The 23,688-nt window shown below is 39.8% G+C and carries 23 protein-coding genes; 1 reads left to right on the top strand and 22 read right to left on the bottom strand.

Annotated features, from left to right (window positions below; genetic code table 11):
* Positions 1-22 precede the first annotated feature (22 nt).
* From spoIIE to purR, 21 genes are all read right to left on the bottom strand, one after another.
* Positions 23-2,428 carry a stage II sporulation protein E gene (gene spoIIE / locus CLOS_RS13865; RefSeq protein WP_012160467.1) on the bottom strand — a complete coding sequence of 802 codons (2,406 nt, stop codon included), beginning with the start codon at positions 2,426-2,428 and terminating at the stop codon, positions 23-25.
* Positions 2,429-2,699: 271 nt separating this feature from the next.
* Positions 2,700-3,653, bottom strand: coding sequence for a Ppx/GppA phosphatase family protein (locus CLOS_RS13870; RefSeq protein WP_012160468.1), 954 nt, complete (start codon positions 3,651-3,653; stop codon positions 2,700-2,702).
* An 87-nt stretch (positions 3,654-3,740) separates the two neighbouring features.
* On the bottom strand, positions 3,741-4,169 hold the full coding sequence (locus tag CLOS_RS13875; RefSeq protein ID WP_012160469.1) for a S1 RNA-binding domain-containing protein: 429 nt from the start codon (positions 4,167-4,169) through the stop codon (positions 3,741-3,743).
* A gap of 81 nt (positions 4,170-4,250) precedes the next feature.
* Positions 4,251-4,553 (bottom strand): FtsB family cell division protein, encoded by a 303-nt coding sequence (locus tag CLOS_RS13880; protein ID WP_012160470.1) that lies wholly within the window; start codon positions 4,551-4,553, stop codon positions 4,251-4,253.
* A 19-nt stretch (positions 4,554-4,572) separates the two neighbouring features.
* Entirely contained in the window at positions 4,573-5,094 is a 522-nt protein-coding gene (gene yabQ / locus CLOS_RS13885) for a spore cortex biosynthesis protein YabQ (RefSeq protein WP_012160471.1), read from the bottom strand.
* A gap of 122 nt (positions 5,095-5,216) precedes the next feature.
* The gene (gene yabP / locus CLOS_RS13890) at positions 5,217-5,507 is read right to left on the bottom strand and encodes a sporulation protein YabP (RefSeq protein ID WP_012160472.1); all 291 of its coding nucleotides are present in this window, start codon (positions 5,505-5,507) and stop codon (positions 5,217-5,219) included.
* 65 nt (positions 5,508-5,572) lie between these two features.
* Positions 5,573-6,562, bottom strand: a complete 990-nt coding sequence (locus CLOS_RS13895) for a SpoIID/LytB domain-containing protein (RefSeq protein ID WP_012160473.1) — start codon at positions 6,560-6,562, stop codon at positions 5,573-5,575.
* Positions 6,563-6,616: 54 nt separating this feature from the next.
* Complete coding sequence (locus tag CLOS_RS13900) at positions 6,617-6,859, bottom strand: RNA-binding S4 domain-containing protein (protein WP_012160474.1); 243 nt, start codon at positions 6,857-6,859, stop codon at positions 6,617-6,619.
* A complete protein-coding gene (locus tag CLOS_RS16380) occupies positions 6,856-6,990 on the bottom strand; it encodes a hypothetical protein (protein ID WP_278183742.1) in 135 nt (44 codons plus the stop codon). Before CLOS_RS16380 ends, CLOS_RS13900 begins: the two co-directional genes overlap by 4 nt.
* A gap of 71 nt (positions 6,991-7,061) precedes the next feature.
* A complete protein-coding gene (locus tag CLOS_RS13905) occupies positions 7,062-7,358 on the bottom strand; it encodes an HU family DNA-binding protein (RefSeq protein ID WP_278183763.1) in 297 nt (98 codons plus the stop codon).
* 114 nt (positions 7,359-7,472) lie between these two features.
* A complete protein-coding gene (locus CLOS_RS13910; RefSeq protein ID WP_012160476.1) occupies positions 7,473-8,543 on the bottom strand; it encodes a MazG nucleotide pyrophosphohydrolase domain-containing protein in 1,071 nt (356 codons plus the stop codon).
* A gap of 9 nt (positions 8,544-8,552) precedes the next feature.
* Complete coding sequence (locus tag CLOS_RS13915; protein WP_012160477.1) at positions 8,553-10,151, bottom strand: putative polysaccharide biosynthesis protein; 1,599 nt, start codon at positions 10,149-10,151, stop codon at positions 8,553-8,555.
* Positions 10,152-10,370: 219 nt separating this feature from the next.
* Positions 10,371-10,919: a stage V sporulation protein T gene (spoVT, locus tag CLOS_RS13920; RefSeq protein ID WP_012160478.1), complete on the bottom strand. Its 549-nt coding sequence runs from the start codon at positions 10,917-10,919 to the stop codon at positions 10,371-10,373.
* Positions 10,920-11,011: 92 nt separating this feature from the next.
* Positions 11,012-11,965 carry a peptidylprolyl isomerase gene (locus CLOS_RS16120; RefSeq protein WP_012160479.1) on the bottom strand — a complete coding sequence of 318 codons (954 nt, stop codon included), beginning with the start codon at positions 11,963-11,965 and terminating at the stop codon, positions 11,012-11,014.
* A 45-nt stretch (positions 11,966-12,010) separates the two neighbouring features.
* Positions 12,011-15,535: a transcription-repair coupling factor gene (gene mfd, locus CLOS_RS13930; protein WP_012160480.1), complete on the bottom strand. Its 3,525-nt coding sequence runs from the start codon at positions 15,533-15,535 to the stop codon at positions 12,011-12,013.
* Between the two features lie 66 nt (positions 15,536-15,601).
* Positions 15,602-15,982: a hypothetical protein gene (locus tag CLOS_RS13935; RefSeq protein WP_012160481.1), complete on the bottom strand. Its 381-nt coding sequence runs from the start codon at positions 15,980-15,982 to the stop codon at positions 15,602-15,604.
* 84 nt (positions 15,983-16,066) lie between these two features.
* The gene (gene pth / locus CLOS_RS13940; RefSeq protein WP_012160482.1) at positions 16,067-16,624 is read right to left on the bottom strand and encodes an aminoacyl-tRNA hydrolase; all 558 of its coding nucleotides are present in this window, start codon (positions 16,622-16,624) and stop codon (positions 16,067-16,069) included.
* A 33-nt stretch (positions 16,625-16,657) separates the two neighbouring features.
* Positions 16,658-17,605, bottom strand: a complete 948-nt coding sequence (locus CLOS_RS13945) for a ribose-phosphate diphosphokinase (RefSeq protein ID WP_012160483.1) — start codon at positions 17,603-17,605, stop codon at positions 16,658-16,660.
* A 53-nt stretch (positions 17,606-17,658) separates the two neighbouring features.
* Positions 17,659-19,026, bottom strand: coding sequence for a bifunctional UDP-N-acetylglucosamine diphosphorylase/glucosamine-1-phosphate N-acetyltransferase GlmU (glmU, locus tag CLOS_RS13950; RefSeq protein WP_012160484.1), 1,368 nt, complete (start codon positions 19,024-19,026; stop codon positions 17,659-17,661).
* 313 nt (positions 19,027-19,339) lie between these two features.
* Positions 19,340-19,621: a septation regulator SpoVG gene (gene spoVG / locus CLOS_RS13955; RefSeq protein ID WP_012160485.1), complete on the bottom strand. Its 282-nt coding sequence runs from the start codon at positions 19,619-19,621 to the stop codon at positions 19,340-19,342.
* Positions 19,622-19,796: 175 nt separating this feature from the next.
* The gene (purR, locus tag CLOS_RS13960; protein WP_012160486.1) at positions 19,797-20,618 is read right to left on the bottom strand and encodes a pur operon repressor; all 822 of its coding nucleotides are present in this window, start codon (positions 20,616-20,618) and stop codon (positions 19,797-19,799) included.
* A gap of 347 nt (positions 20,619-20,965) precedes the next feature.
* Here purR and murC point away from each other — a divergent pair, with 347 nt between their 5' ends.
* Entirely contained in the window at positions 20,966-22,363 is a 1,398-nt protein-coding gene (gene murC / locus CLOS_RS13965) for a UDP-N-acetylmuramate--L-alanine ligase (RefSeq protein WP_012160487.1), read from the top strand.
* Positions 22,364-22,648: 285 nt separating this feature from the next.
* Here murC and CLOS_RS13970 read toward each other — a convergent pair whose 3' ends face one another.
* Entirely contained in the window at positions 22,649-23,641 is a 993-nt protein-coding gene (locus CLOS_RS13970) for an LCP family protein (RefSeq protein WP_012160488.1), read from the bottom strand.
* Positions 23,642-23,688: the final 47 nt, after the last annotated feature.

Genomic DNA, 23,688 nt, shown 5'->3' on the forward strand with positions numbered 1-23,688 from the left:
ATGGTTTGAAATGAGCTATTGTTCAGTTAACCTCCCAAACCTTCGTTACTAGGACGGTTAAATCATCTGTGGCTTTATTTTGACTAAATTTTAGAGCAGTATGCAATATTCCATCTGCGGTTTCCTGCGGATTCAACGAATTGGCATTCTTTAAAAAATCTATGATCCATTTCTCTCCCTGTTCTTGGTTGGAATCGATGATGCCATCTGAAACTGTAATGATTAAATCGCCATCCTCTAGTTTTTGTACATTGCCTTCGATTTGAATATCGTTTAGGATTCCAATGGGCAGCGTGGAGGATGTGATCTGATCTATTTTCCCGTCTTTGTGTTTTATAAAGCTAGGGGAGCTGCCTATTTTAATAAAATCTGCCGTTCCTTTATATAGATCGATTAGATTGATGTCTAAGCTGGAGAACATTTCTTCCGTTGACTTTAACATAAGGATGGAATTAATAGTTTTGATGGCGATATCCCGATTAAAGCCTGCTTCCATCATTTTCTCCAGCATATCGATGGTGGCACTGGATTGTACATGAGCCTTATCTCCAGTACCCATGCCATCACTTAGAGCTGTCATATACTGACCGTTTCTCAGCTCCATAAAGGTGTGACTGTCTCCCGATAATTGGTTTCCTTCTTTTATTGCCACGGCTGATTTTGTACAGGTGGCAAATCGATTTGCTTCTACTAAAGTAAACGTACAGGTATTTTTTCCTTCTTCTTTATTGCAGCTACGGCTTTTTTTCACTAAGCCCACACCTACGGCTTCCGATACTACCGTGATAAATTTCTCCTTGCAGTCGTTCCGGTTATAGCATTGCTTCTTTTCTATCGTTATTTCTAAATTCTCTTTTTCATTGTTGGAGACCATAATATTCTTTGCAGATAACCCTGCCTTATCTAAGGCGACGTATATGGCATCCTCTAAATCAACGTCGAAGTTGACCTCTTCATTGACACTGGTGGCCAGCTCTTCGATGATGTTGGCTACGCCTTTTAACTGCTGTCCTACCAGCTCCCTGCTTTCTATGAGCCTTTGCTTCCAGGTTAAATTTAAATAGTTCAGTTCATATAAATGGGCTACCTTCTCCATTACTGCATTTTGACGAATGCATCTTCTTCTCAGGGAGGTGGGCATATCCTCGCTATTGATTACGGTTTTTCCTTCTATGTTGATCAGCATGTCCACCATACTTTGATAGGTGCTGGTAAAGTTGTTGTCCCAACAGCTTCTCTTCATACCGCAGCTGTGGCATACATTATTGGCCACCTTTTCTATGAGCTTGGATATTTCTTCGTTTTGAAAGTGCTCTTGCTTCTCTGATATTTTCTCGAAGGTGGTCGATAGTTCTGAAAAGGTAGTTGCACACTCTCTCAATTTATCGTAGGTCAGCTGCCGCATTCTGTCACTGTGGCTTTTGCTAGAGTTCACAATACCGGTTCGTGTGTTGCAGAACTTTTCCATTTGAGAGATCCAGTCGCTGGGTATCAATAAAAACAATAGGAAGGCAACGATGACTTCTTTAAATTGAATGAATACTTCATAATATCCATTGATATAAAAGGTAAGGATTGCATTGCCTACTAGGAACCCAAAGGCACTTCCTATTTTCCCAATGTCCTTGAATATGCCTGCTAAGAGACCTGAGAATCCAAATATGCCGATAACAACAGTGGTACCGCTGGTAGACATACTGGTAATAAGACCTAAGGTAATACCCACTGCGGCTCCGATGCTGGCCCCTCCATTATAGGCAAAGAGAATGGTCATTAAGATTCCTAAAATATTTCGAATGGAAACGCCTAAAATATAAGTATCATTGATTCCAGATAGTGCCAAAGCAGTCAATATGGCAATACATATAATTTCTTCTGTAGAGAGTATCTTCCTGCTTTTGTTCTGTAGCATAATCGGAATCGAATAGGAGGAAATATATACGATAACGAATATAACCACCGCTTCAAAGGCTGCTATGAGCCAATCATATAGATAAAATCCAGTAAAGGATAGAAATAATGCCGTCGTTAATAGGTATACAGCGGAACCGATTAAGGAAGCCCTCAATACCTTTGTCTTTCTAATATCCAATGCATATTGGAATAATAAGTAGATGATTGCTAAGGAAAAGCCATAGGGTATGCTGCTGGTAATCCCTCCTATACTGACGATTCCTATCCATGTAGTAATACCGATGGGTCCATATTTTCGATCTTTTTGGCTAAGGGCTGTAAAAAAACCGATGCCAAAGGGCGTTAACCCATTCAGTATTCCCGCTCGCCCCAAAAGAAAGGCAACGATGTGCAAGAGTATAAGGTTGCCATCCATATTGCTCCATGGTGTTTCCTTCGGTTTGTTTATTTGTCTTACACTTTCTAGCTCAATATAGCTCCGTTGGTATGGAACTACTGTCGGTTTATCTGCCATAGTAACACCTTCCTCTTCTCTTTGTTTATATGGAAAGTGTACCAGATTCTTTCTAAAACTTTTGTCAACATTGGTCTGTTGGTCTCAAAAACTTTTTGACATTTATTACGGCTCTTTTGACAAATTGCTTCAAATATATGGTGCCTTATATATAATTTGTCCACTATATGTATTGTTTTTGAAATTTTTCTACTGTTTATTTAGGGTTCTATGGTGTTCCTTGCAGAAATGTTTTTGAATCATTGGGTCCTACCGTGGATATAATAGTAGGTTATAAGAATGGTAGGATTAATCCTTCTAGGTTGTCGTATTCACTGACTGTAATTTCATTGCTATTTAAATTTTCCATGATGATAGTTAGAATCGTAGCGCCTGCCAAAATAATATCGGCTCTCTTGGGATGAATCCCCTTTAGGTTTCGTACCTCTTCTACCTTCAGCATAGAAAGCCTCCGTTTTAATGCTGCTACGTCTTCTGAGGTTAGTTTATAATTGTGGACCTTATCTGAATCATAGGGATCTAGCTCCTGATGAATGGCTGCCAATGTGGTGATGGTTCCCCCAATGCCCATCAGCTTAACTGGCACCGCACTTTTTTCTTCTTTCAGTTGTGCTTTGATTTCTTCTAGGGTGTCCTTTACTATGCTATAAATGTCGGCTTCCATTTGTGTGTATTGTTCTTGCTCTATTGGGTCTGTAGTAATGTGTCGTTCTGTCATGCGTACGGCACCAACATTTAAGCTAATGGTCTTTTGTAGTTTCTTCCCCTGTCCCAGTATCAGCTCTGTACTGCCGCCACCAATGTCGATCACTAAAATCCGTTCCTCCAGCTGTTTATTTGAAGCAGTGCGTCCCAAGCCCATGGCTACACCCTGATAGCCTAACTCCGCCTCTTCTTCACCGCTGATAACTTCGATGGAGACCCCTGTTTTTTCATAAGCTCTTTTTACAAAATCCTGCCCATTGGCTGCATCTCGAACTGCGCTGGTTGCTATGGCCAGTATTTTTTCTGCGCCGTACGCTTTTCCTTCTTCCACAAACTGACCGAGAGCCTCTATATTTCGCTCTATGCCCTCTTCGCTGATTTGCTTATTTTTATCTACGGAGCCTCCGATGCGTGTGGTGTTGACTTCTTTTCTTCGCTCTACCATGTTTCCCTGTTCTACTGAAGCAAGCAATAGCCTCATAGAATTTGTTCCAATGTCAATGGCTGCATATCTGTTCATTCGTTCTTCCTCCTTATGGGTTATTTTGAAGTCGCATAAACCGGGTTCGGTCATAAAAAAACCAGGGGTATCCCTGGTTGAAATTTACTAGTCTCTTAATTTTTTACCGCTATAGCCGTTACCACGTCTACCGTCTTTCGCCTTTGTCTTAATTGAAGACATTTTTTCTTCACTGTCTTTTAAGAATCTGTTTAACTTATCTTCGAAGGACATTGTAGGTTGTTTTTCTCCGACATTGCTCCACTCCACTGAAGCTGGTGGCTTTACCGTTTTCTTCTTAGGCAGGGCTGCCTGTTTAATAGATAAACTTATTTTGCCATTATCCTCTATGGATAATACTTTTACCTTAACTTTTTGCTGTGTCTTAAGATAGTCATGGATGTTCTTTACGTAATCATCCGCTACCTCCGAAATGTGTACTAGTCCAGTTTTTCCCTCTCCTAGATCAATAAAGGCACCGAAATTCGTAATCCCTGAAACTGTGCCATCTAATATTGCTCCTACCTGTGCCGGCATAAATATAGAATCCTCCTTCAAAATATGTGTATATTCGAAATATATTATAACATAGACTTCCTAAAAGGTATACCTATTTATTTACTTCTGTGTTTTATTTAAATCTACAAAAATCTTCTCACCGTTTTTCACCATTCTCAGGTGCTCACGGGCTATTTTCTCTATATGTTCGTCTGTATTGCTATTCTCTATTTGAACCTTCAGAGAATCTACCTCTCCTTGCAGCTTTTCTAGACTTTGATTTAAAATGAGCTCTCTACCTTGTAAGTCCTGCATCTCCTTATATTGATCGTAAAAGGTAAGGGAAAAGTAGGCGATGGCAAAAATAAATAGAGATCTGAATACTAGTTTTCCATAATTAATTCTCCTTTTAGATTTTGCCATAAGGGTGCCTCCTCTTTACTTATTTTTTTCGGATGTAGGTTGCCGCTGCTTTTTTAGTATCTCTAATAAAATTCCCCGGTAGTTTTTTTAACCTTTTTATTTTATAGTATAACGGTTTTGTCTTATTTTTACAATAAGAATAAGGTCCCGATACTAGACATAATACGACATTGAAAGGATATTTAAGTACCTGATAAATGTCATATAGAAAATTTTTTATAGATTTTAATAGAAATACTAAGCTCTTTATTACGATTTTACTCAGTATAAATTGGTATAAAATGGACCCTAAGATGAACCCCAGAAAATTATAGTATCTTATGGCACCTTCATTGCTAAATATGATCACATAAAATGCCACAATAAATATAATGCACCAAAACATAAAATCCTGTATCATGGTAGCAATTTTTTTAGGCGTAAAAAACCCTCTAAATATACGGTATACATCATAGATGAATCCTATAAATATACCGCCATACATAGTGGCAAGTAGTATGTAGCTTTCTTGAAGAGTGGAATATATATTCAAGTTGATCACCTCATAGGGATTGGTATTATATCTTATGTGGTTACTGCTTGTATCGTTACATATTTTTGAAAAAATAAAAAGGCAAATAACAATTTAGTTTTTGTTATCTGCCTATTTCACTTATCCTAAAGTTACTTAAACATTCTTCCTAAAAAGCCCGCCCCTTTCGCTCCGATGCTCTCTCTATCGCTATAATTCAACGCATAGATCGTTCCGCTAACGGAAACATTGCCATCTTCCACGTTTAGCTTGCTAATGTCCAGTTCTTCTCCCTTAATGGTTAAGACACCAGCGATTGTTTCTAGGATCACAAGCTCACTATTAAAGCTATTGACATGCTCTACTCCAGAAACATTGAGTTTTTCTCTGTTTTCTAGCATAATACTATGGTTTCTTGCTCTCGTCGTTCTTCGATCCTCCAAGATACCACCTTCCTATTCTCAGTGTATACTTATTATTTATGAATAGGAAGGGCAGATTAGAACCCTTACTCCCAAAGCTTTACGATTTCTACACCTTTAAAGTAATGATTGATGATGTCTTTCACACTTTTTCCTTCCTCTGCCATTTGGTAGGCGCCCCATTGGCTCATACCAACGCCATGACCATATCCCGTACCGGACATATTGACCTGATCCCCCGATACGGTAATGGATTCTAGTTTCGTAGATTTCATTTTAGTACTGTCCAAAGCCACTCGGAAGGCTGCTGCCTCCACTGTCTCTTCTCCGATTTTTAGCTCTGTTGCTCTGCCAGAAGGCCCTCTATTGACAATTTCTATGCTATTAAAATCCATGGGCTTTTTCCCGATTTTCTCCATAGCATTTTTTATTTCTTGCTTTGTAAACTGAGCAGTCCACTTGGCAGCTTCCGGTGGTGCTTTTTTAGAGTCTGGAGATTCTACTACTTGAATGTAGGGCGGCTCCTGATCCTTATAGCCCAAGCCTTCCTTGGCTGTAGCAGTCATTCCCCCCGCATGGGCATGGAACCAAGCCTTTACGTATTTACCGTCGTGTAGAAGGACTTGCCCTCTGGTATTGGCAACGGCATTGATGATCTTGTCATTGACTTCCTTTGCATTCCAAGCTTGTGCTTCCTCTATATCTGTAGAAACGTGGGCACCCTCATATTTGGATTGTCCTTTTTCTGTAACAAACTCCATAACGAAGGTTCTTGCCAATATCGCCTGTGCTTCTAAGGCTTTCTCTGGAAAGTTATTGCTCATCTCTCCTGCAAGAACGCCTACCACATAATCTTCAAATTTCATTTCCTCCACTCGCTGTCCCTCGGTCAAGTATACTTTCACCTTAGGCTCTTTGTTCTCTCCTTGGCTAATCGCATCTGGGATGGGCGGTTTTTTTATATCTTCAACGATTTTCTTTTCTTGTACATTCTCTTTTGGTTTTTTGGCTGGTCCACATCCAGCAAGAGATATTGTAAGTAATACAACTACAATCCAGCTTATTTTTTTATACATATACATCCTCCTTAAAGCTTACTATGCCTTTAGTATGCTACGGAGGATGTGCATCTATTCAATAATGGTAAACATCTCTTTTGATCCTTCTTTGGTTACGTGCTCAGCCACATTGGTTATTTCTGCCTTTAGGGTTTTATCCCCAAATTGAATTTCTATGATATCGCCCAGAGCAACTTCTGTACTGGGCTTCGCTACCTTGCCATTGATGGAGACTCTGCCACCTTCGCAGGCTTCTTTTGCTACAGTTCTTCTCTTAATAATTCTTGAATTTTTTAGATATTTATCCAGTCTCATTTTCCTACCTCCATTCTCACAGTTTCATTGCACAATTTTATTTTCCATCCCGTCAATAAAATTGGCATTCGTTGCCTTTGACCCACCAGCAATTGATCGCTTCCTTTAATCGCATAAATGGGTTCGGTCATAAAAACCCCGCCACAGTAATATTATATGCTACTGGGCGGGGTTATCGTATGTACTCCTCTTTCTGTTGAAACTATTTATTCATTTGCTCTTTTAAAGTTTTTCCTGCTTTAAATACAGGAGCTTTTGAAGCTGGGATATCGATTACTTGCTCTGGATTTCTTGGGTTTCTTCCTTGTCTTGGCTTTCTTTCTCTAACTTCGAATGTACCAAAACCTACTAATTGCACTTTATCTCCAGTTGCTAATGCTTCCTCTACTGTCTCCATAAATGAATTTAGAGCAAGTTCTGTATCTTTCTTTGTTAATTGAGCTTTTTCTGCCATTTTAGCAACTAATTCAGCTTTATTCATTTGTAATTCCTCCTTAATTTTATAATACGTATATTTTTATTCTATCTAAATTTTAAAATTCCTTCTTTTTTGTTGAATTTCCATGGTTTTTTTCAAATATTTTTTTTAAAACCAGTTTTATTCCATATTTTGTTAATTATTCTTCATTTCTTTCTCTTTCTTTTTCTGCTCTTCCCATATTTTAGCCACATCTTCTTCTGTATATGCATTTTGATCCCCAAAAATATGAGGGTGTCTAAAGATTAATTTTTTGCAGATTCCTCGAATCACATCCTCTATTTGAAATGCGCCTCTCTCTTTTGCAATTTGGCTATGGAAAACAACCTGGAGAAGTACATCTCCCAATTCTTCTTCTATAGAGCTATCGTCACAAGCATCGATCGCCTCCAACACTTCCCCACTTTCCTCTATCAAATATTTCTTGAGGCTTTCGTGTGTTTGCTTCCTATCCCAAGGACAGCCCTCTGTACTCCTTAATCTTTCCATAATCTGTACTAAATTATTCATATTGTAATATTTTTTCTCACTATTTTCAATCCTTTTTATAAAAACAGTGGTTAAATAGTCCACCCAGCCTAGTCGGTCCAACTCATAAAGCTTGATTTTTGCTATTTTTTGAAGCCCTGGAACACCAGCTGCCCTTACAACGTAGATCTCCTGCTCATCATCGTAATAGTTCATCAGCTTTAGCTTGATATCGGAAGCGATGAAAGAATCGTATACTTGGGTGATCACCGTATTCATATTGGGGTCTGGCTTCATCACATCGAGATTGAGGCCATCAATCAATTGAAAACCGTCTACTGGATCTACTTCCAGCGCCATAAACATGGCATCCACAAAGCTCATAGCTGGGTATACTTCTCTTTCTATATGATGCTCCTTACAGCCCTCTATGATCAGCTGTACCGTATTCTCTGCCACAAAAGGGTGCCCTGGTACTGCATAGAGCACATCCTTACTTTTAGCCTCCTGAAGGACAGTATCCGCTATATGCTGGTAGACTTCTTCAAAGGTTTCGTATCGATCGTAGGCACCATCGAAGGTATGGAAGAGAATGCCCATTTCCTTTAAATAAGGTACCACTGGATGCTGTTCCGTACGTAAATATATATTTGTATGATTTTTCATTGCTTCATATATGGCCAAGGTTAAATGCTCTTTTCCTCCTGGCCCTAGTCCAACGATGGTCAACTTTCCCATAATATCCTCCTACTTTAGTAGCTTCGCTTTTCTTAAAATTTGAGCAATTTTATCGCCCTTCGGCAGAAGCTCAAAATCTTCTTCTACCATTGTTCCCGTAACTAGGAGCATGATTCCATAAATTGTTCCTCCTACTACAACAGAAGCGATGGTAGCAAGGCTGTTCCCTAGGATAGGATAGATCAATTTATAGGAAAGGAACACCACGATTCCCATAGTAGCCGCAGAGATGATGGGTTTTACAACGAACTGCATCAGCTCAAATTTGACCTTAATCTGCTTTTTAAGGGATATAAAGTTCAATGCTGTAGCAACGGTATATGCAGTCACCGTACCGAGAGCCGCACCTCTAACGTTAAGCCATGGAATTCCTGCTAAGGTATAGGTTACCACTAGCTTTAGCAGCGCCCCAATTAAAAGGTTCCGTACTGGGATTTCTGGCTTTCCTAGTCCCTGTAAAATACCAGTTAAGGTTTGAACCATGCACAGGGAGAAGGTGGCAAAGGATAGGAACAATAGCACCTGTCCTGCGGAAGTGGATTCTCTTGGGAATAATAACGTCATAATCGGTGTAGATAATACGGCTAAGCCTACAAAGGAAGGCAACGCCAATAGCATGGACACACGAACAGCAGATTTACTATCCTTCTGCACTGCAACTAAATCTTTCTTTACCATGGATTCTGCAATCACTGGCACGATACTCATGGAAACTGCCGCCGTAATTACTGGCGGTAGCTGTATTAAAGTGACAGCCATTCCTGTTAGCTGTCCAAACAACACGTTTGCTTCTTTGTAGCTAAAGCCAATTCCTTGAAGTCTTCTAAGCACCACCATGGAGTCAATCATATTGATTAAGGGCAGCACTGCTGTACCAATGATAATCGGCAGCGCAATTCTTAAAAGATCCCTCGTTATTTGTCCGACACTTTCTTCTTCGTATTGCTCTATGGGCTGAAAATCTGAAACAATACTCTTTTTCTTTCTGAAATAAATCACAAGCATGGTCAATAGCCCTGCAATCCCTCCTGCTGCGGCTCCAAAGGAAGCACCTGCTGCAGCGAATTCCGTTCCCTTTGGCATTAAAATAACAGCTAAACCTAGTCCCAATGCTACCCGCCCGATCTGCTCCGTTACTTGGGAGACCGCTGTAGGTACCATATTTTTAAGCCCTTGGAAATATCCCCGATAGGCTGCCATTAAAGGAACGACTAAAAGTGCTGGTGCCAATGCTAAAACGGAATAATAAGCACTTGGACTCTTTATAAAATTATTTACTAAAAATTTCGCACCTAAACCTAGGAATAAAAAGCTAACAATACCCATTGCCGCTAATATACGGAAGGATACCTGAAAAACTCGATGCCCTCCTCGGATGTCTCCCCTGGCTCTGTGCTCGGATACCAGCTTTGAAATTGCCGTTGGAAACCCTGCAGCCGAAAACGATAGTAAGAATGTATAGATTGGGTATGCCACTTGATAGTAGCCAAAGCCTTCAGAACCAATAATATTTCCTAGGGGAATTCTAAAGAATGCTCCTACTATTTTAACTAAAATTCCTGCTAATCCTAAAATAAATGCACCTTTTAAAAAGGTATCCTTTTTCATAACTTATCCTCCTATATTTTGAAAACTCACTTCTGTCCTATGTCAGTCTTCCTATGACCTTCCCTACATTATACCAAAATCTTTTCCAAGATTATAGATGGGATTATAAAATTTGTTTGCAGAGGCTCTCAAACTTTATGACTCACTTAATTCTAGTTGGAGCTTAGAATTCAAGTGCTTAAAATAAAATTATCCCCTGGGGAGAACCAGGGGACCTTACTATTCCATTTGTTTAGATAAAAAAGCTGCTGCTGTTGCTGCTATTTTCTTTTCAACCTCTCCCATATTGATATTCTTATCTTTAGAATATAGAATGACAGCGCCAATTGGATCGCCATGGGTTACAATAGGTGCAACAACCTGTGCATTATACTTCGCCGTATCTGCTTCATCGGATACGAAAGGAATCATGCGATCACTTTGATTTAAAACCATTGTTTCTCTATCTTCCATAATTTTTTCTAATGCTTTGCTGACTCTCTTTTCTAAATAATCTTTTTTAGAACCACCGGAAACAGCGATGATGGTATCTCTATCGCTGATAAGCGCATTATGTTGTAGGGCTTCGTGAAGGGATTCGGCATATTCTGTGGCAAACTCACTGAGTTCGCCAATTGGTGAATATTTTTTCAGTATAACTTCTCCATCTCTCCCTGTAAAGATCTCTAAAGGGTCTCCCTCTCGAATCCTCAATGTTCTTCTAATTTCCTTCGGTATGACAACTCTTCCCAAATCATCTATTCTTCTTACAATTCCTGTTGCCTTCAAGCTAATTCCCTCCTATTAAGTAAAATATATCCTGTGTAATCCTATTATTTTACCAATAGTGGGGTTTTATTCACTTTTTTGTAAGAGATTTATTATAATTTATCTTTTTTAACTACATTGGCTTTCTTTAGCGCTTCTTCTAAATGTTTTTGATAGTCCAATCTTTTTAGATAATCTACAATATCTGCCTTTGCATCTTCAAAAGATATGCTTTCGTCAACTTTATCCTCTACAACGATAACGTGGTATCCAAAATCAGTTTTAACTGGCTCGCTTATTTTACCTACTTCTAAGGCAAATGCCGCTTTTTCAAACTCTGGTACCATTCGTCCTTTTTTGAAATATCCAAGGTTGCCGCCGGTCTGCTCTGCTCCTGGCTCAGTGGAGTATTCCTTTGCAAGCTCTGCAAAATCTGCCCCTGCTTCTAACTTTCCAATGACTTCTTTTGCGGTTTCTTCTGTCTCCACTAGGATATGCTTTGCACTTACTTGCTCATTGTGGAAGCCCTCTGGATTTTCTTCGTAAAAGGTTTTTGCAGCGGCTTCATTGATCTCTGTTTTTTCTAAATAGAATTGATTGTATTTATATGCGATTAAATCTTTTCTGATTTGTTCTTTTATAAATGCATCATCTAGTTTGTTTTCTTCGATGAGTTTTTTATAGTTTTCATCACTTTCCATGACCTTCACGTGGTTTTCTTCAAATTCCTTTGTAACCTCTTCTTCTGTTACTGTCACTTTGTTTTCTGCTGCCTTATCTGCTATGATCTCTGTTAAAACGATAATGTCCAACACCTCTGCTTTTAGCGTATCTAGCAGGGTCATACCAGAACCATTATCTGTATTTAAAATTTCCTCTGTTAAGTTGTACTGTGTTGTTGCAATGGATAAGTAGTAATCTAATAATTTGTTGTATTCTGCTTCTGTCACTTCTTTATTGCCTATTTTGGCTACTACACCTTCAGCCAATCCAGTTTTAGAACATCCAGTTATCAATATTGCCATTGTAAGCATTGCTATAATCAGTATGGTAAGCTTCTTCTTCATATTTTGCCACCCTTTTCCTCTCATAAATTTTATAGATACAAACCATTATATCGAACTTGGCTCTGTTTGAAAACCACTAATTTTTTCTATAATATCCCTTAGCTCCATTAAAACCTTGTATTGATCCATGGTTAGCACCTTGTAGATGAAATATGGTTCCGCTGTGGCATTGAAGGATACTTTTCTGTGATAGGTATGAAGCACATTGCCAATTCCCTCTGGTTTTAACATACTGCCGTCCTTAAACTGAATCCGTATTTCCTTATCCTTTTGCGTAATGGCGGTAACCTTTAGACCTTTGGCCAAGGATTTGATATAGGAAATTAAGAGAAGATTCCGAGCACTCAACGGAATATCCCCAAATCGGTCCTCAATTTCTTCTTCTACCCTGTACATGTCTTCCTTGTTCCGTATGGAAGCAATTTTTTTATAAATCTCTATTTTATGGCTTGGATTGCCAATATATTTCTCCGAAATATAAGCATTGACGTTGAGCTCTATGGTAGTATCCTCGAATTTCTCCGTATACTCTCCCCTCATTTCGCCAACGGTTTCCTCTAGAAGCTTCACGTAGAGATCGTATCCGATGGCTGCCATATGGCCATGCTGCTCTCCGCCTAATAGGTTTCCTGCACCTCGTATTTCAAGGTCTCGCATTGCGATCTTAAAGCCAGAGCCAAACTCTGTGAACTCTTTAATGGCCTTCAATCTTTTTTCTGCAACCTCTGAAAGAATTTTATCCTTTTCATACATTAAATAGGCATAGCCCTGTCTGTAGGATCTTCCAACGCGCCCTCTCAATTGGTATAGCTGAGAGAGGCCCAGCTTATCTGCATCCTGTATGATGATGGTATTCACATTGGAAATATCCATTCCTGTTTCTATGATGGTGGTACTCACTAGGATATCGTATTCGCCATTCATATATTCCAGCATGATTTTCTCTAGTTCTCGCTCCGACATCTGACCATGGGCAACAGCTACCCGTCCTTGAGGCACCAGTTCTTTTAAATTATTGGCCACTTGGTGGATTCCTTGAACTCGGTTATAGACGTAATACACCTGTCCACCTCTAGCAAGCTCTCTACTGATGGCATCCACTACCATGGATTCACTGTAACCTAGGACGTAGGTCTGTACAGGGAATCTTTCCTCCGGTGGATCTTCAATTACACTCATATCTCGAATGCCGATCATGGACATATGAAGGGTTCGAGGTATTGGCGTTGCAGTTAAGGTCAGCACATCAATGGACTTTTTCAGCTTCTTTAAAGCCTCCTTGTGCTTTACACCGAAACGCTGTTCCTCGTCGACAATCAGTAAACCTAAGTCCTTATATTCAATATCCTTGGACAGCAGTCGATGAGTTCCGATGACAATATCCACATTGCCCGTTCTAATATTTTCTATGATCTTTTTCTGTGCCGTGGCATTTTTAAATCGACTGAGCATTTCTACTGTAATGGGAAAATCGGAAAATCTTTGCTTAAAGGTATTATAGTGCTGCTGTGCAAGGATGGTGGTCGGCACCAAAAACGCCACCTGCTTGCTATCTCCTACAGCTTTAAAGGCAGCACGAATAGCCACTTCCGTCTTTCCATACCCAACATCTCCACAGAGCAGACGATCCATAGCTCTCTCTTTTTCCATATCCTGTTTTACTTCTTCGATACACCTTAGCTGGTCCGGCGTTTCCTCGTAAGGGAATAGCTCCTCGAACTGCTTCTGCCAGTCGGAATCCGGGCTGAAAGCATGGCCTTTGGTCTTTTCTCGTTCTGCATAGAGCTTGATCAATTCTCCTGCCATATCTTCTATGGCTTTCTTTACCTTGGTCTTGGTCTTTGCCCATTCGCTACCGCCCAGTTTATTTAGCTTTGGCGGCGCATCGTCACTTCCAATATACTTTTGAATCAGGTCCATCTGATCCGTCGGTACGTAGAGGAAGCCTTCCCCAGAATACCGTATTTTTAAATAGTCCTTCTTGACGCCCTCTACCTTCAATTCCTCAATGCCGATGTATTTCCCAATGCCGTGGCCTTCATGAACCACGTAGTCCCCAACCTTTAAGTCGATGAAGGATTTAATTGGCGAAGCATCCTTTGTTTTATTAGTTTTTCTCTGTTGCTTATGGACCCCGTATATTTCATAATCCGTTATGACTGCAAATTTATTCTTAACGTATTCAAAGCCTCGGCGCAAATTACCACTGAGAATCACTACTTCTCCTGTAACTAAGTCCTGCTTCTCTCCAACCAAGTACTCTGCAGGAATCTCTTTCTCCCTTAAAAATTCCAGCAGCTTGAGGCATCTTTCCTTTGTTCCTGGGATTAAGGCGATTTTATAGCCTTTGTACTGAAGTCGTTGAATCTCTTTTCCCAAAAGCTCCAGCTTTCCATGGAAGGAAGCCATGGGCCTCGTATCGAAATTGATGATTTCCTTTGGTGGAAAATCTTTAATGGCTTTGGGAAGTAAGCTGAGGGTCACTATTCTTTTTTCCTTGAGCCGATCGATCACCTCTCCATAGGAAAGAATCAGTTTACCCTGTCCAGGGAAAACCTCGCCTCTTTCCACGAGGATCTTAAAGCTCTCCTTGAATTCTTCAATATAACCCTCGGATTTTTCTCTGAGGCGACTGGGTTCGTCTAGGATGAAAAGTGCATTGTCTTTGAAATAATGTAAAAGACATGTGGTTTTTTCGTAGATGTAGGGCAGCAGTTTTTCTACGCCTCTAAAATTTCCTAGGGACCGAAGCTTTTCTGATAGTTCCTCTAGGCTGTTCTTTAGGTTTTCTTTTGCGGCTTGGTTCAGTTTTTTGCTTATGTTTTTATAATCCTGATTCAGCTTTAGAATCACTGCTTCAACATCGAAGGATTCAATGGTGGTTTCCTTCGCTGCATAGACCTTTACAGCTTCTATTTTATCTAAAGATCTTTGGGTAGCTGGTTGAAAATTCCTTATGGAATCGATTTCATCACCAAATAACTCCACCCTTACTGGCATTTCTGCAGAGCTAGGGAATATGTCGATAATATCTCCCCGAATGCTGAACTGCCCTCTTTCCTCCACAATATCTTCTCTTTCGTAGCCTTGCATCACAAGATTTTCTATGACCTTTTCTAGATCAACAGTATCTCCCACCTGAAAAGAAATTTGATTTTTCGTATAGGCGCTTGGGGGCGGCATTAGACGAAGAAAGGTATCGATGGCAGTGACGACGATGCAGTCGCTACCCTCCAATATGGTTTCTATTGCTTTCATTCTTTCTTCCTGGGCATTTCGGCTCGTTGCTTCCATATTGTAGAACATAATCTCTTTTGATGGAAGAAAGATGGCCCGATCTCCTGCGTAGAATTTTAAATCTTCATAGATTTGCCTTGCTTCCATTTCATTGTATGTGACGATACATACCTGTCCTTTGATTTCATCCTGTATGCCGTAGGCGATATGGGATTTCTGCGTATCGTTCAATCCATAGAGCGCTATGGGACTTTTGCGGGATTCTATGTTTTTTCGAACCTGAATGTAGTCCGTGGAATTTCTTATTGGTGCAAGAAGTAGTTCTTTTGTCATGACAATCACCACCTGTTCCTAAGTCGTAAATAGGTATAGCCTAGGTAACAATCCCTAGGCTTTTATCTACAAATATTTTGTTATATACCAGTTCCATGTGCTATGAATCAACCACGCTAAGAATATTCCCCAATAAAAGGAATAGCCGTTTTCTATGGTACAATATGTAACCACCCCAAACAAACTGTGGCTGACAATGCTGGCCAATGCCGCCCATTTGCCTACTGCTTTGCTGGATGTGGCCATATCGTATATGCCTTCTATGATGCCGAATATAAAATGAGTCTTTATAATGCTGGTGTTTATGGCAAGAGCACTGATGGTTTTGGTCATTTCTTCTATAAAGGGAATCACAATGGTGATGCCAGTGTTCCCTGACTTTTTTAAAACTGCTTTATTGCATAGATAGGACAGAAACGCTGCAATAATTCCTGCAAGTATAAACATGGGTGGACTCCTTTAATACACTAGATTTTATAAATCTAGTTTCTGTCCTTTGTCCTATGGTTATACATCATAAATCATGTTCGGTTACCCGTTATATCGATTCATGGATACAGCGATGCCATCCTTCACTAAAGTTTCTACTGCTTGGGAAGCTCTTTCCAAGGTCTCTAGCATTGTTGGAATCTCTTCCTTTGGGAATCTTCCCAGAACATAGTCTGCTAGGTCTCCAAATTGGGGCTTTCCAACACCGATTCTGATTCTAGGGAATTGGTCGGTTTGCAGCAGATAAATGATGGATTTCATTCCGTTATGGGTACCAGAGCTTCCTTTTTCTCTGATCCGAAGGGTGCCCACCGGAATATCAATATCATCGTAGAGTACGACGATATTTTTCGGGTCTACTTTATAGAACTGCACAATATCTAAAAGACTTTGACCGCTGAGGTTCATAAAGGTCTGAGGCTTTACTAAAAGCACTTTATTTCCTCCGATGGTGCCTTCACCACATAGTGCCTTATGCTTTAGCTTCTTTACTTCAATGTTGTTTCTTTTCGCCAGCATATCGATGGCTTCGAAGCCGATGTTATGCCTTGTGGCGTCGTATTTTTTTCCTGGATTTCCTAGTCCAACAATTATATGCATATCCTCACCTCAAATCACAGGGTCTCTCTATGATTAATCAAATAATTTGCTTACTGAAATGTTCTTATAGATTCTCTGAATTGCTTCTCCAAATACTGGTGCAACGGATATTACTTGAATTTTGTCAATCATCTTCTCTGGAGATAGTGGTACTGTATCGGTTACGATCAGCTCTTTTATGACAGAATTTTGGATTCTCTCGATCGCTGGTCCTGACAGTATTGGGTGTGTGCAGCAAGCATACACTTCCTTCGCACCAAATTTCTTAAGGGCATCTGCTCCCTGGGCAATTGTACCTGCAGTATCGATCATATCGTCGATTAAAATAACATTTTTACCTTCGATATCCCCTATGATATTCATTACTTCTGCTACGTTTGCCTTCGGTCTTCTCTTATCGATAATGGCAATCGGTGCATCTAAGTGGTTTGCGAAGTTTCTAGCTCTCGTTACACTTCCTAAGTCCGGTGAAACTACTACAAGGTCCTCTATATTTTTCTCTTTAAAGTATTTAGCTAGGATTGGTACTCCTAAAAGATGATCCACTGGAATATCAAAATATCCTTGAATCTGAGCAGCATGTAAATCCATAGTTAGAATTCTATCTGCACCGGCTGATGTCAAAATATCTGCGACAAGCTTTGCTGTAATTGGATCTCTTGCCTTTGCCTTGCGATCTTGTCTTGCATATCCGTAGTAAGGTAGCACTGCCGTTACTCTTCCTGCAGAAGCTCTTTTAAAAGCGTCGATTAGGATTAATAACTCCATTAAATTATCGTTTACTGGCGGACATGTGGGCTGAACCACGAAAACATCGGTTCCCCTTACAGTTTCCTCAATATTTACAGATATTTCCCCGTCACTAAAAGTTGATACGGTTGCATTTCCTAAAGGTAATCCTATAGATTCTGCAATTTTTCGTGCTAAATCTTGATTCGAATTCCCACTAAAGATTTTAACTTCGCTTCCACTCATATTCATTTCAATTGTCCTCCTTAAGTTTATATGGCATTCTCTAAAGTATTCAGTGCACCTTACTTCTTCAATAAGCCTTTTCTCTTTGTCCAGCCCTCTTTGTTTTCTTGGCGTGCACGGGCCACTGCAAGACTACCTTCTGGTACATCCTTTGTAATGGTTGATCCACAGGCTACATAGCCAGATTCCTTCACTGTTACGGGTGCTATTAAGTTGGAATTGCTACCGACGAAGGAATTGTCCTCTACCGTCGTTCGATGTTTGTTCTTGCCATCATAGTTCACAAAAACAACACCACATCCAATATTTACATTCTGTCCAACATCTGCATCTCCGATGTAGGCCAAATGGGATGCCTTGGAATGATCGCCGATGTTAGAATTTTTAACTTCAACAAAATCTCCAATTTTTACATGTTCACCGATGTTGCTGTTCGGTCTTAAATAGGCATAAGGTCCGATATGGGTAAAATTCCCCACCTTACTATGGATGATCGTAGAGCTCTGAACTTCGACGCCATCTCCAATGATCGTATCTTCGATACGGCTATTCTGTCCAATGATGCAGTCCTCTCCGATTACTGTATTGCCTGTTAATATGACGCCTGGATACAAGATGGTGTCCGCACCGATGGTGACGGTTTTTTCTATGTATACATGCTCTGGATTCATAATGGTTACACCGTTTGCCATATGCTTTTTAGCGATTCGTCTTCGCATGATGGCCTCAACGTCTGCCAGCTGTTCCCTAGAGTTCACAGCCATAATTTCTTCGTATTCTTCTAGTTTGTATACGCCTACACCGAAACCCATATTTCGAATAATCGATAGGATGTCCGTTAAATAATACTCTTTTTGGGCATTCTCATTTTTTAGCTTAGGAAGTGCTTCTTTTAATATTTCCCCATCAAAACAATAGATACCCGAATTAACTTCAATTATAGCTTTTTCTTCCTCTGTAGCATCTTTTTCTTCCACTATTTTTTCTAATTGCCCTTCTGCATTTCTTACAATCCTGCCCAAGCCCTTGGGATTGGCAAGATCGGTAGTGAGTACAGTGGCCTTAAAATTTCCTTCTCTGTGGTATGCTACGGTTCTATTCAAGGTTTCCTCTGTTATCAGGGGACCATCTCCACAGAGAACTAAAATCGTACCATCGTCAATGTACGGTTCTGCCATCATCAGTGCATGTCCTGTACCCAATTGCTCCTTCTGCAGTACAGTTTTCACATCTGGAGTGAGGCTTTCTTTTACATCCTCTGCTCCGTGTCCAACAACGACGATGCATTCTTGGACCATAGAACCTTTTGCAACATCGATTACATGGTTCAGCATTGTTCGACCACAAACCTTGTGGAGTACCTTCGGCAGCTTAGATTTCATTCTTGTCCCTGCACCTGCTGCAAGAATAATCGCTTTTAGTTTCACGCTCTTCACCTCGATCTATATTTAAATAGCTTTTTCATACATTATTGCCGATCAATCAACTTATTCTTCGTACCCTTTAATAGTTTATTACATTTTTAATAAATAATGAACCCCCTTTTTGATTTTATCTATGTATTATTTTCCTTATTCTCATACTTTTCCACACAATAAAAAAAGGCTCCTATGGAAGCGTCTTAAGGAGGCCTTTTTTAAAACTCATTACAGCAAAGTTCTTCTTTTGGAATACATGATCCGTAGAGCTTTCCCATTGGCTATAAAATAGGGAGCCTAGGCCCCCTTTCGCTTCTGAATATTATTCGTTCGCAGCTTCTTCTTCCATATCACTCATTTTTTCATACTCTGCAAAAATAGCATCCTGAAGCTTCGTTCTAGTACTTGAATTTATTGGATGCGCAATGTCCCTAAAGTCACCTTCACCCATTTTTCTGCTTGGCATTGCGATGAACAATCCATTTTGTCCTTCGATGATCTTAATATCATGAACTACAAACTCATCATCAAAAGTTACGGATACAATGGCCTTCATCTTTCCTTCTGCTGTTACCCTTCGAATTCTCACATCTGTAACTTGCATCTGTCTTTCACCCCTTTAAGTTTTTGTCAAGTTTACCAGCCCGCATTTTCCCACTCTGCCCTACTGGTAAAAACCGACTTATCCGACTTTCTAAATCTATTCTCCATTGTTTTGAAATCTCCTTCTTTAAATAAGAGAAATTTTCAGATTTTTTGGATAGAAGCCGTTGGGTTACTTACAGTATTAGATTTTGATTGGGATAGATTTGAATCTCGCCCTTTTCCTCGTTTACATCCTCTAAAATCAAAAGTGGAATATAATCGCTGACCAGCTTTTTCTCCGGCTCTTTGGTGCCGATGAGAACGCCCATGCCCACCACCTCTGCATCGAACTCCTTCATCATGTCCACCATTCCCTTGGCGGTTCCTCCTGCTTTCATAAAGTCGTCGATGAGAATAACCTTGGACTTCGGCTTAATCGCTCTTCTTGAAAGGGACATGCGCTGCATTTTTCCAGAGGAGCCTGAAATATAATTAATGCTCACGGTAGAGCCTTCTGTTACCTTGTTCTCATGTCTTAGGATGATCAGCGGGAGATTCATGGCTTTTGCTACCATCAAGGCGATGGGAATCCCTTTCGTTTCCACTGTAACTACGTAATCCACTTCACTATAATCAAACTGGCAGGCAAAAACCTCTCCTAAGCTATGAATGAGATGTGGAGAATATAGGACATCGATCATATATAAAAAACCACCGGGTAGGATTCGGTCTTTTTCTTTCAGCCTATGACACAGCTCTGTCAGTATTTTTTGGTTTTTTTCCGCTGTGGTGGTAGGAATCAGGCGAACACCGCCAGCAGCTCCTGTTATGGTTTCTATCTTTGCCAAATTTGCCTTTTCCATGGCTTGCTTTGTTACGACAATATCTTCACTGATGGTTGATTTTGCAGATTGAAAAAGGTCGCTAAAATAGCTCAGTGTAAATGTTCGGTTGGGGTTATCACTCAATATTTTCACAATAGCTGCAATTCGTTCGTTTCTTTTTAGTCTTCCCACTATGATTCCTCCTGATACGAATATTCTATTCTAATTCTATTCTCTTAGTTTATGAAACTCAAGCAAAATTTATTTTTAAGCACTTGAAATTTTAAGTGGTTTTTGAAATTCAGTACGTCATAAGGTTTATGAGCTTAAGCAAATAAACTTTATTTCTTCTAAATTTTAAAGAATGGATTTCAGTAATTTTTGTTCATTCTCCCTATTTTTATGTTATTATACTTAATAGAGTTTCATATTTATGATAAGAGAAGTTTTATCCAACCAGTGCAATCAAAGATTACTTACAATAAAAATCATTAATTTGGAAAGAATAATAAATACCTCATGTAAAGGGAGTGACGACTGTGACGACGATTGATATGAACCAAGACTTAGGTAAACATATACATTTAATTGGAATCGGTGGTATTAGTATGAGTGCCATTGCTGAAATTCTGCTAAACCAAGGTTATCGCGTTTCTGGTTCTGATATGAATGATTCCAATATCATCAATAAATTGAGAGCCCATGGTGCTGAAATTTTTATCGGCCATAACGAGGACAATGTGAAAGATCCAGACTTAGTCGTATATACTGCGGCGATTAAGGAGCACAATCCAGAGCGTATGGCTGCAAAGGAGCGGAACATCCCGCAAATCGATCGAGCAGAAATGCTGGGCATCATCATGAAAAATTACAAAAAAGCCATTGCCGTTTCCGGAAGCCACGGAAAAACAACAACGACTTCTTTAATCTCTCTGATTATGGAATATTCCAATCTGGACCCAACCATAATGGTAGGCGGAGAGCTGGATGAAATTGGCGGCAATATTAAAATCGGCAATAGTGAGCATTTCATCACAGAAGCCTGTGAATATGTGGAAAGCTTTTTAAAGTTCTACCCTTTCATCGGTATTATTTTAAATATTGACGAAGATCATCTGGACTATTTTAAAGATCTGAACCATATCAAAGAAGCCTTTCGTAAATTCATAAATCTAATTCCACAGGAAGGCTTTTTAATCGCCAATGGAGATGATGCCAACGTGCAGGAAATCCTTCACTCTATTGAATGCAACCTTATTACATACGGACTGGACAGTAGCAATACTTTCGTAGCAAGAAACATATCTTTTACCAATGATGGATATCCCATCTTTACAGTGGACTTTAAAGGAGAAAGCATGGGGACATTCGAACTGAATATTCCTGGCAAACACAATATCTACAATGCCTTAGCTTCCATTGCTACTGCTTACTTATTGGGTGTTGAACCTTCTGAAATCCAAAACCATATTAAAAAGTTTAGAGGAATCCATCGACGCTTCGATATTTTAGGAGAGGTGAAAGGCTGTAAAATAGTAGATGATTATGCCCACCATCCAGTAGAAATCAGCGCTACATTGGAAGCCGCAAAAAATTATCCCCATAATAAAATATGGTGTGTCTTCCAGCCTCATACCTTCAGCCGCACCAAGGCTTTGTTAGAGGATTTTTCTAGGTCCTTTACCAATGCAGACCATATCATCATAACGGACATCTACGCTGCTCGGGAACAGGATACGGGAGAAGTGCACAGTGAAATTTTAGCCAATATGATTCAAAAAAATAATATGCACAGCCAGGTTCGCTATATGAAGGATTTCGAGGACATTGCAGCTTATATCTACGATCATATGGAGCCGGGGGATTTGGTTCTAACCATGGGGGCGGGGAACGTCTATCAAATTGGTCAAAAAATACTACAGCGACATAATGAATAATATTTATCCATAATATTTTTGGGTTTAGTGTTTAGAGGAAATTTAGTAGGGTAATTTATAAATACATAACCCCACTCCCCCTATCCATCCCAAATGGATAGAAAAAGAGTAGAAATCAAATTTCTACTCTTTTTTATAATGAATAGGAAAGCTCTACTTATCCTGTGTTTTCAAAGAAGAACTTTATCGTAAATGAGTTCAAAACAACTTCCTTTTAACCCTTCGATAGAAGCTTTTTGATTACGATCTATTCTAATATTTTACCTATTCCAATATTTTTACATTTTAATTTCCTGTATTGTTTGTTTTTGGTCCACTCTCTACGATTTGGCTTTCTCCTGAGTAGATCTCTGTCAGAAGATCCTTTAATGCCTTTGAATCATGGTAGAAATACCATACACCGTTTGTGAGTTTTGCCTCTCCCGGCATTACATGGATGTTTACGCTATCGAGCTTTAGGCCTGCCGCACTGGTTGCAAGCTTCATGGCATCCTGTAGATCGATATCGGTCTTTACATGCTTAAATGCTGTACCAACTGCATTGGGTAGCTTCGGTCCTAGGACCTTCTTCATGGCAGATTTCATAAATTCTTGCTGCGCCTGTATTCTACCAATATCCCCATCTCTGTCTAATGCATCAACGCCTTTGTTCGGCTTTCTATATCTTAGGAACTTCACACTATCGGCTCCCTTTAACACATAGTTTCCTGGTTCAAAATAAATGTGCAGTGGTGGACTATCGTAAGGGTCGTCGTAGTCCATGAGCTTCGGTATGGTCACAGGAACGCCGCCGATGGAATCTACAATTGCTGCCACCCCTTTGTAGGTAATGGTAATATAATGATCCACCGGAACATCGTGTAGCAAGCTGCTGATTACAGTTTTAACACCACTGGCACCGTGAGCACCATAAGCTGCATTGATTTTCTTCTGATCGGATCTCGGGTAGCCCTCTCTTACTAAATAAGTGTCTCGAGGAATGGAGATCCCGTCCAATTTCTTTTCTTTGGGATCGAAGGATAGAAACATCATCATATCACTTCTTGGACCTTCTAGTCCCAACAATATGAAGTTTACTCGATCGCTGGATTTTACTAGCTTTGTAAACTCATCTAATTCCTCTTCGTCTATATGCTCATTTCCATTTTCCTCTATCACAACGGGCAAATTATTTGATTCGTTTTCCTTCATATAGGTGTTGAACATCCCAGTGAGGGCACTAAATAATACAACAAAGGAAAGAAAGGCTACACCAAACACCTTCCAGAATATCTTCATTTTATCCACTTCCTTCTCTAGTCTAAAGCCTTCAGCTCCATATCTTT

The sequence above is a fragment of the Alkaliphilus oremlandii OhILAs genome (assembly GCF_000018325.1).
Lineage (GTDB): Bacteria > Bacillota > Clostridia > Peptostreptococcales > Natronincolaceae > Alkaliphilus_B > Alkaliphilus_B oremlandii.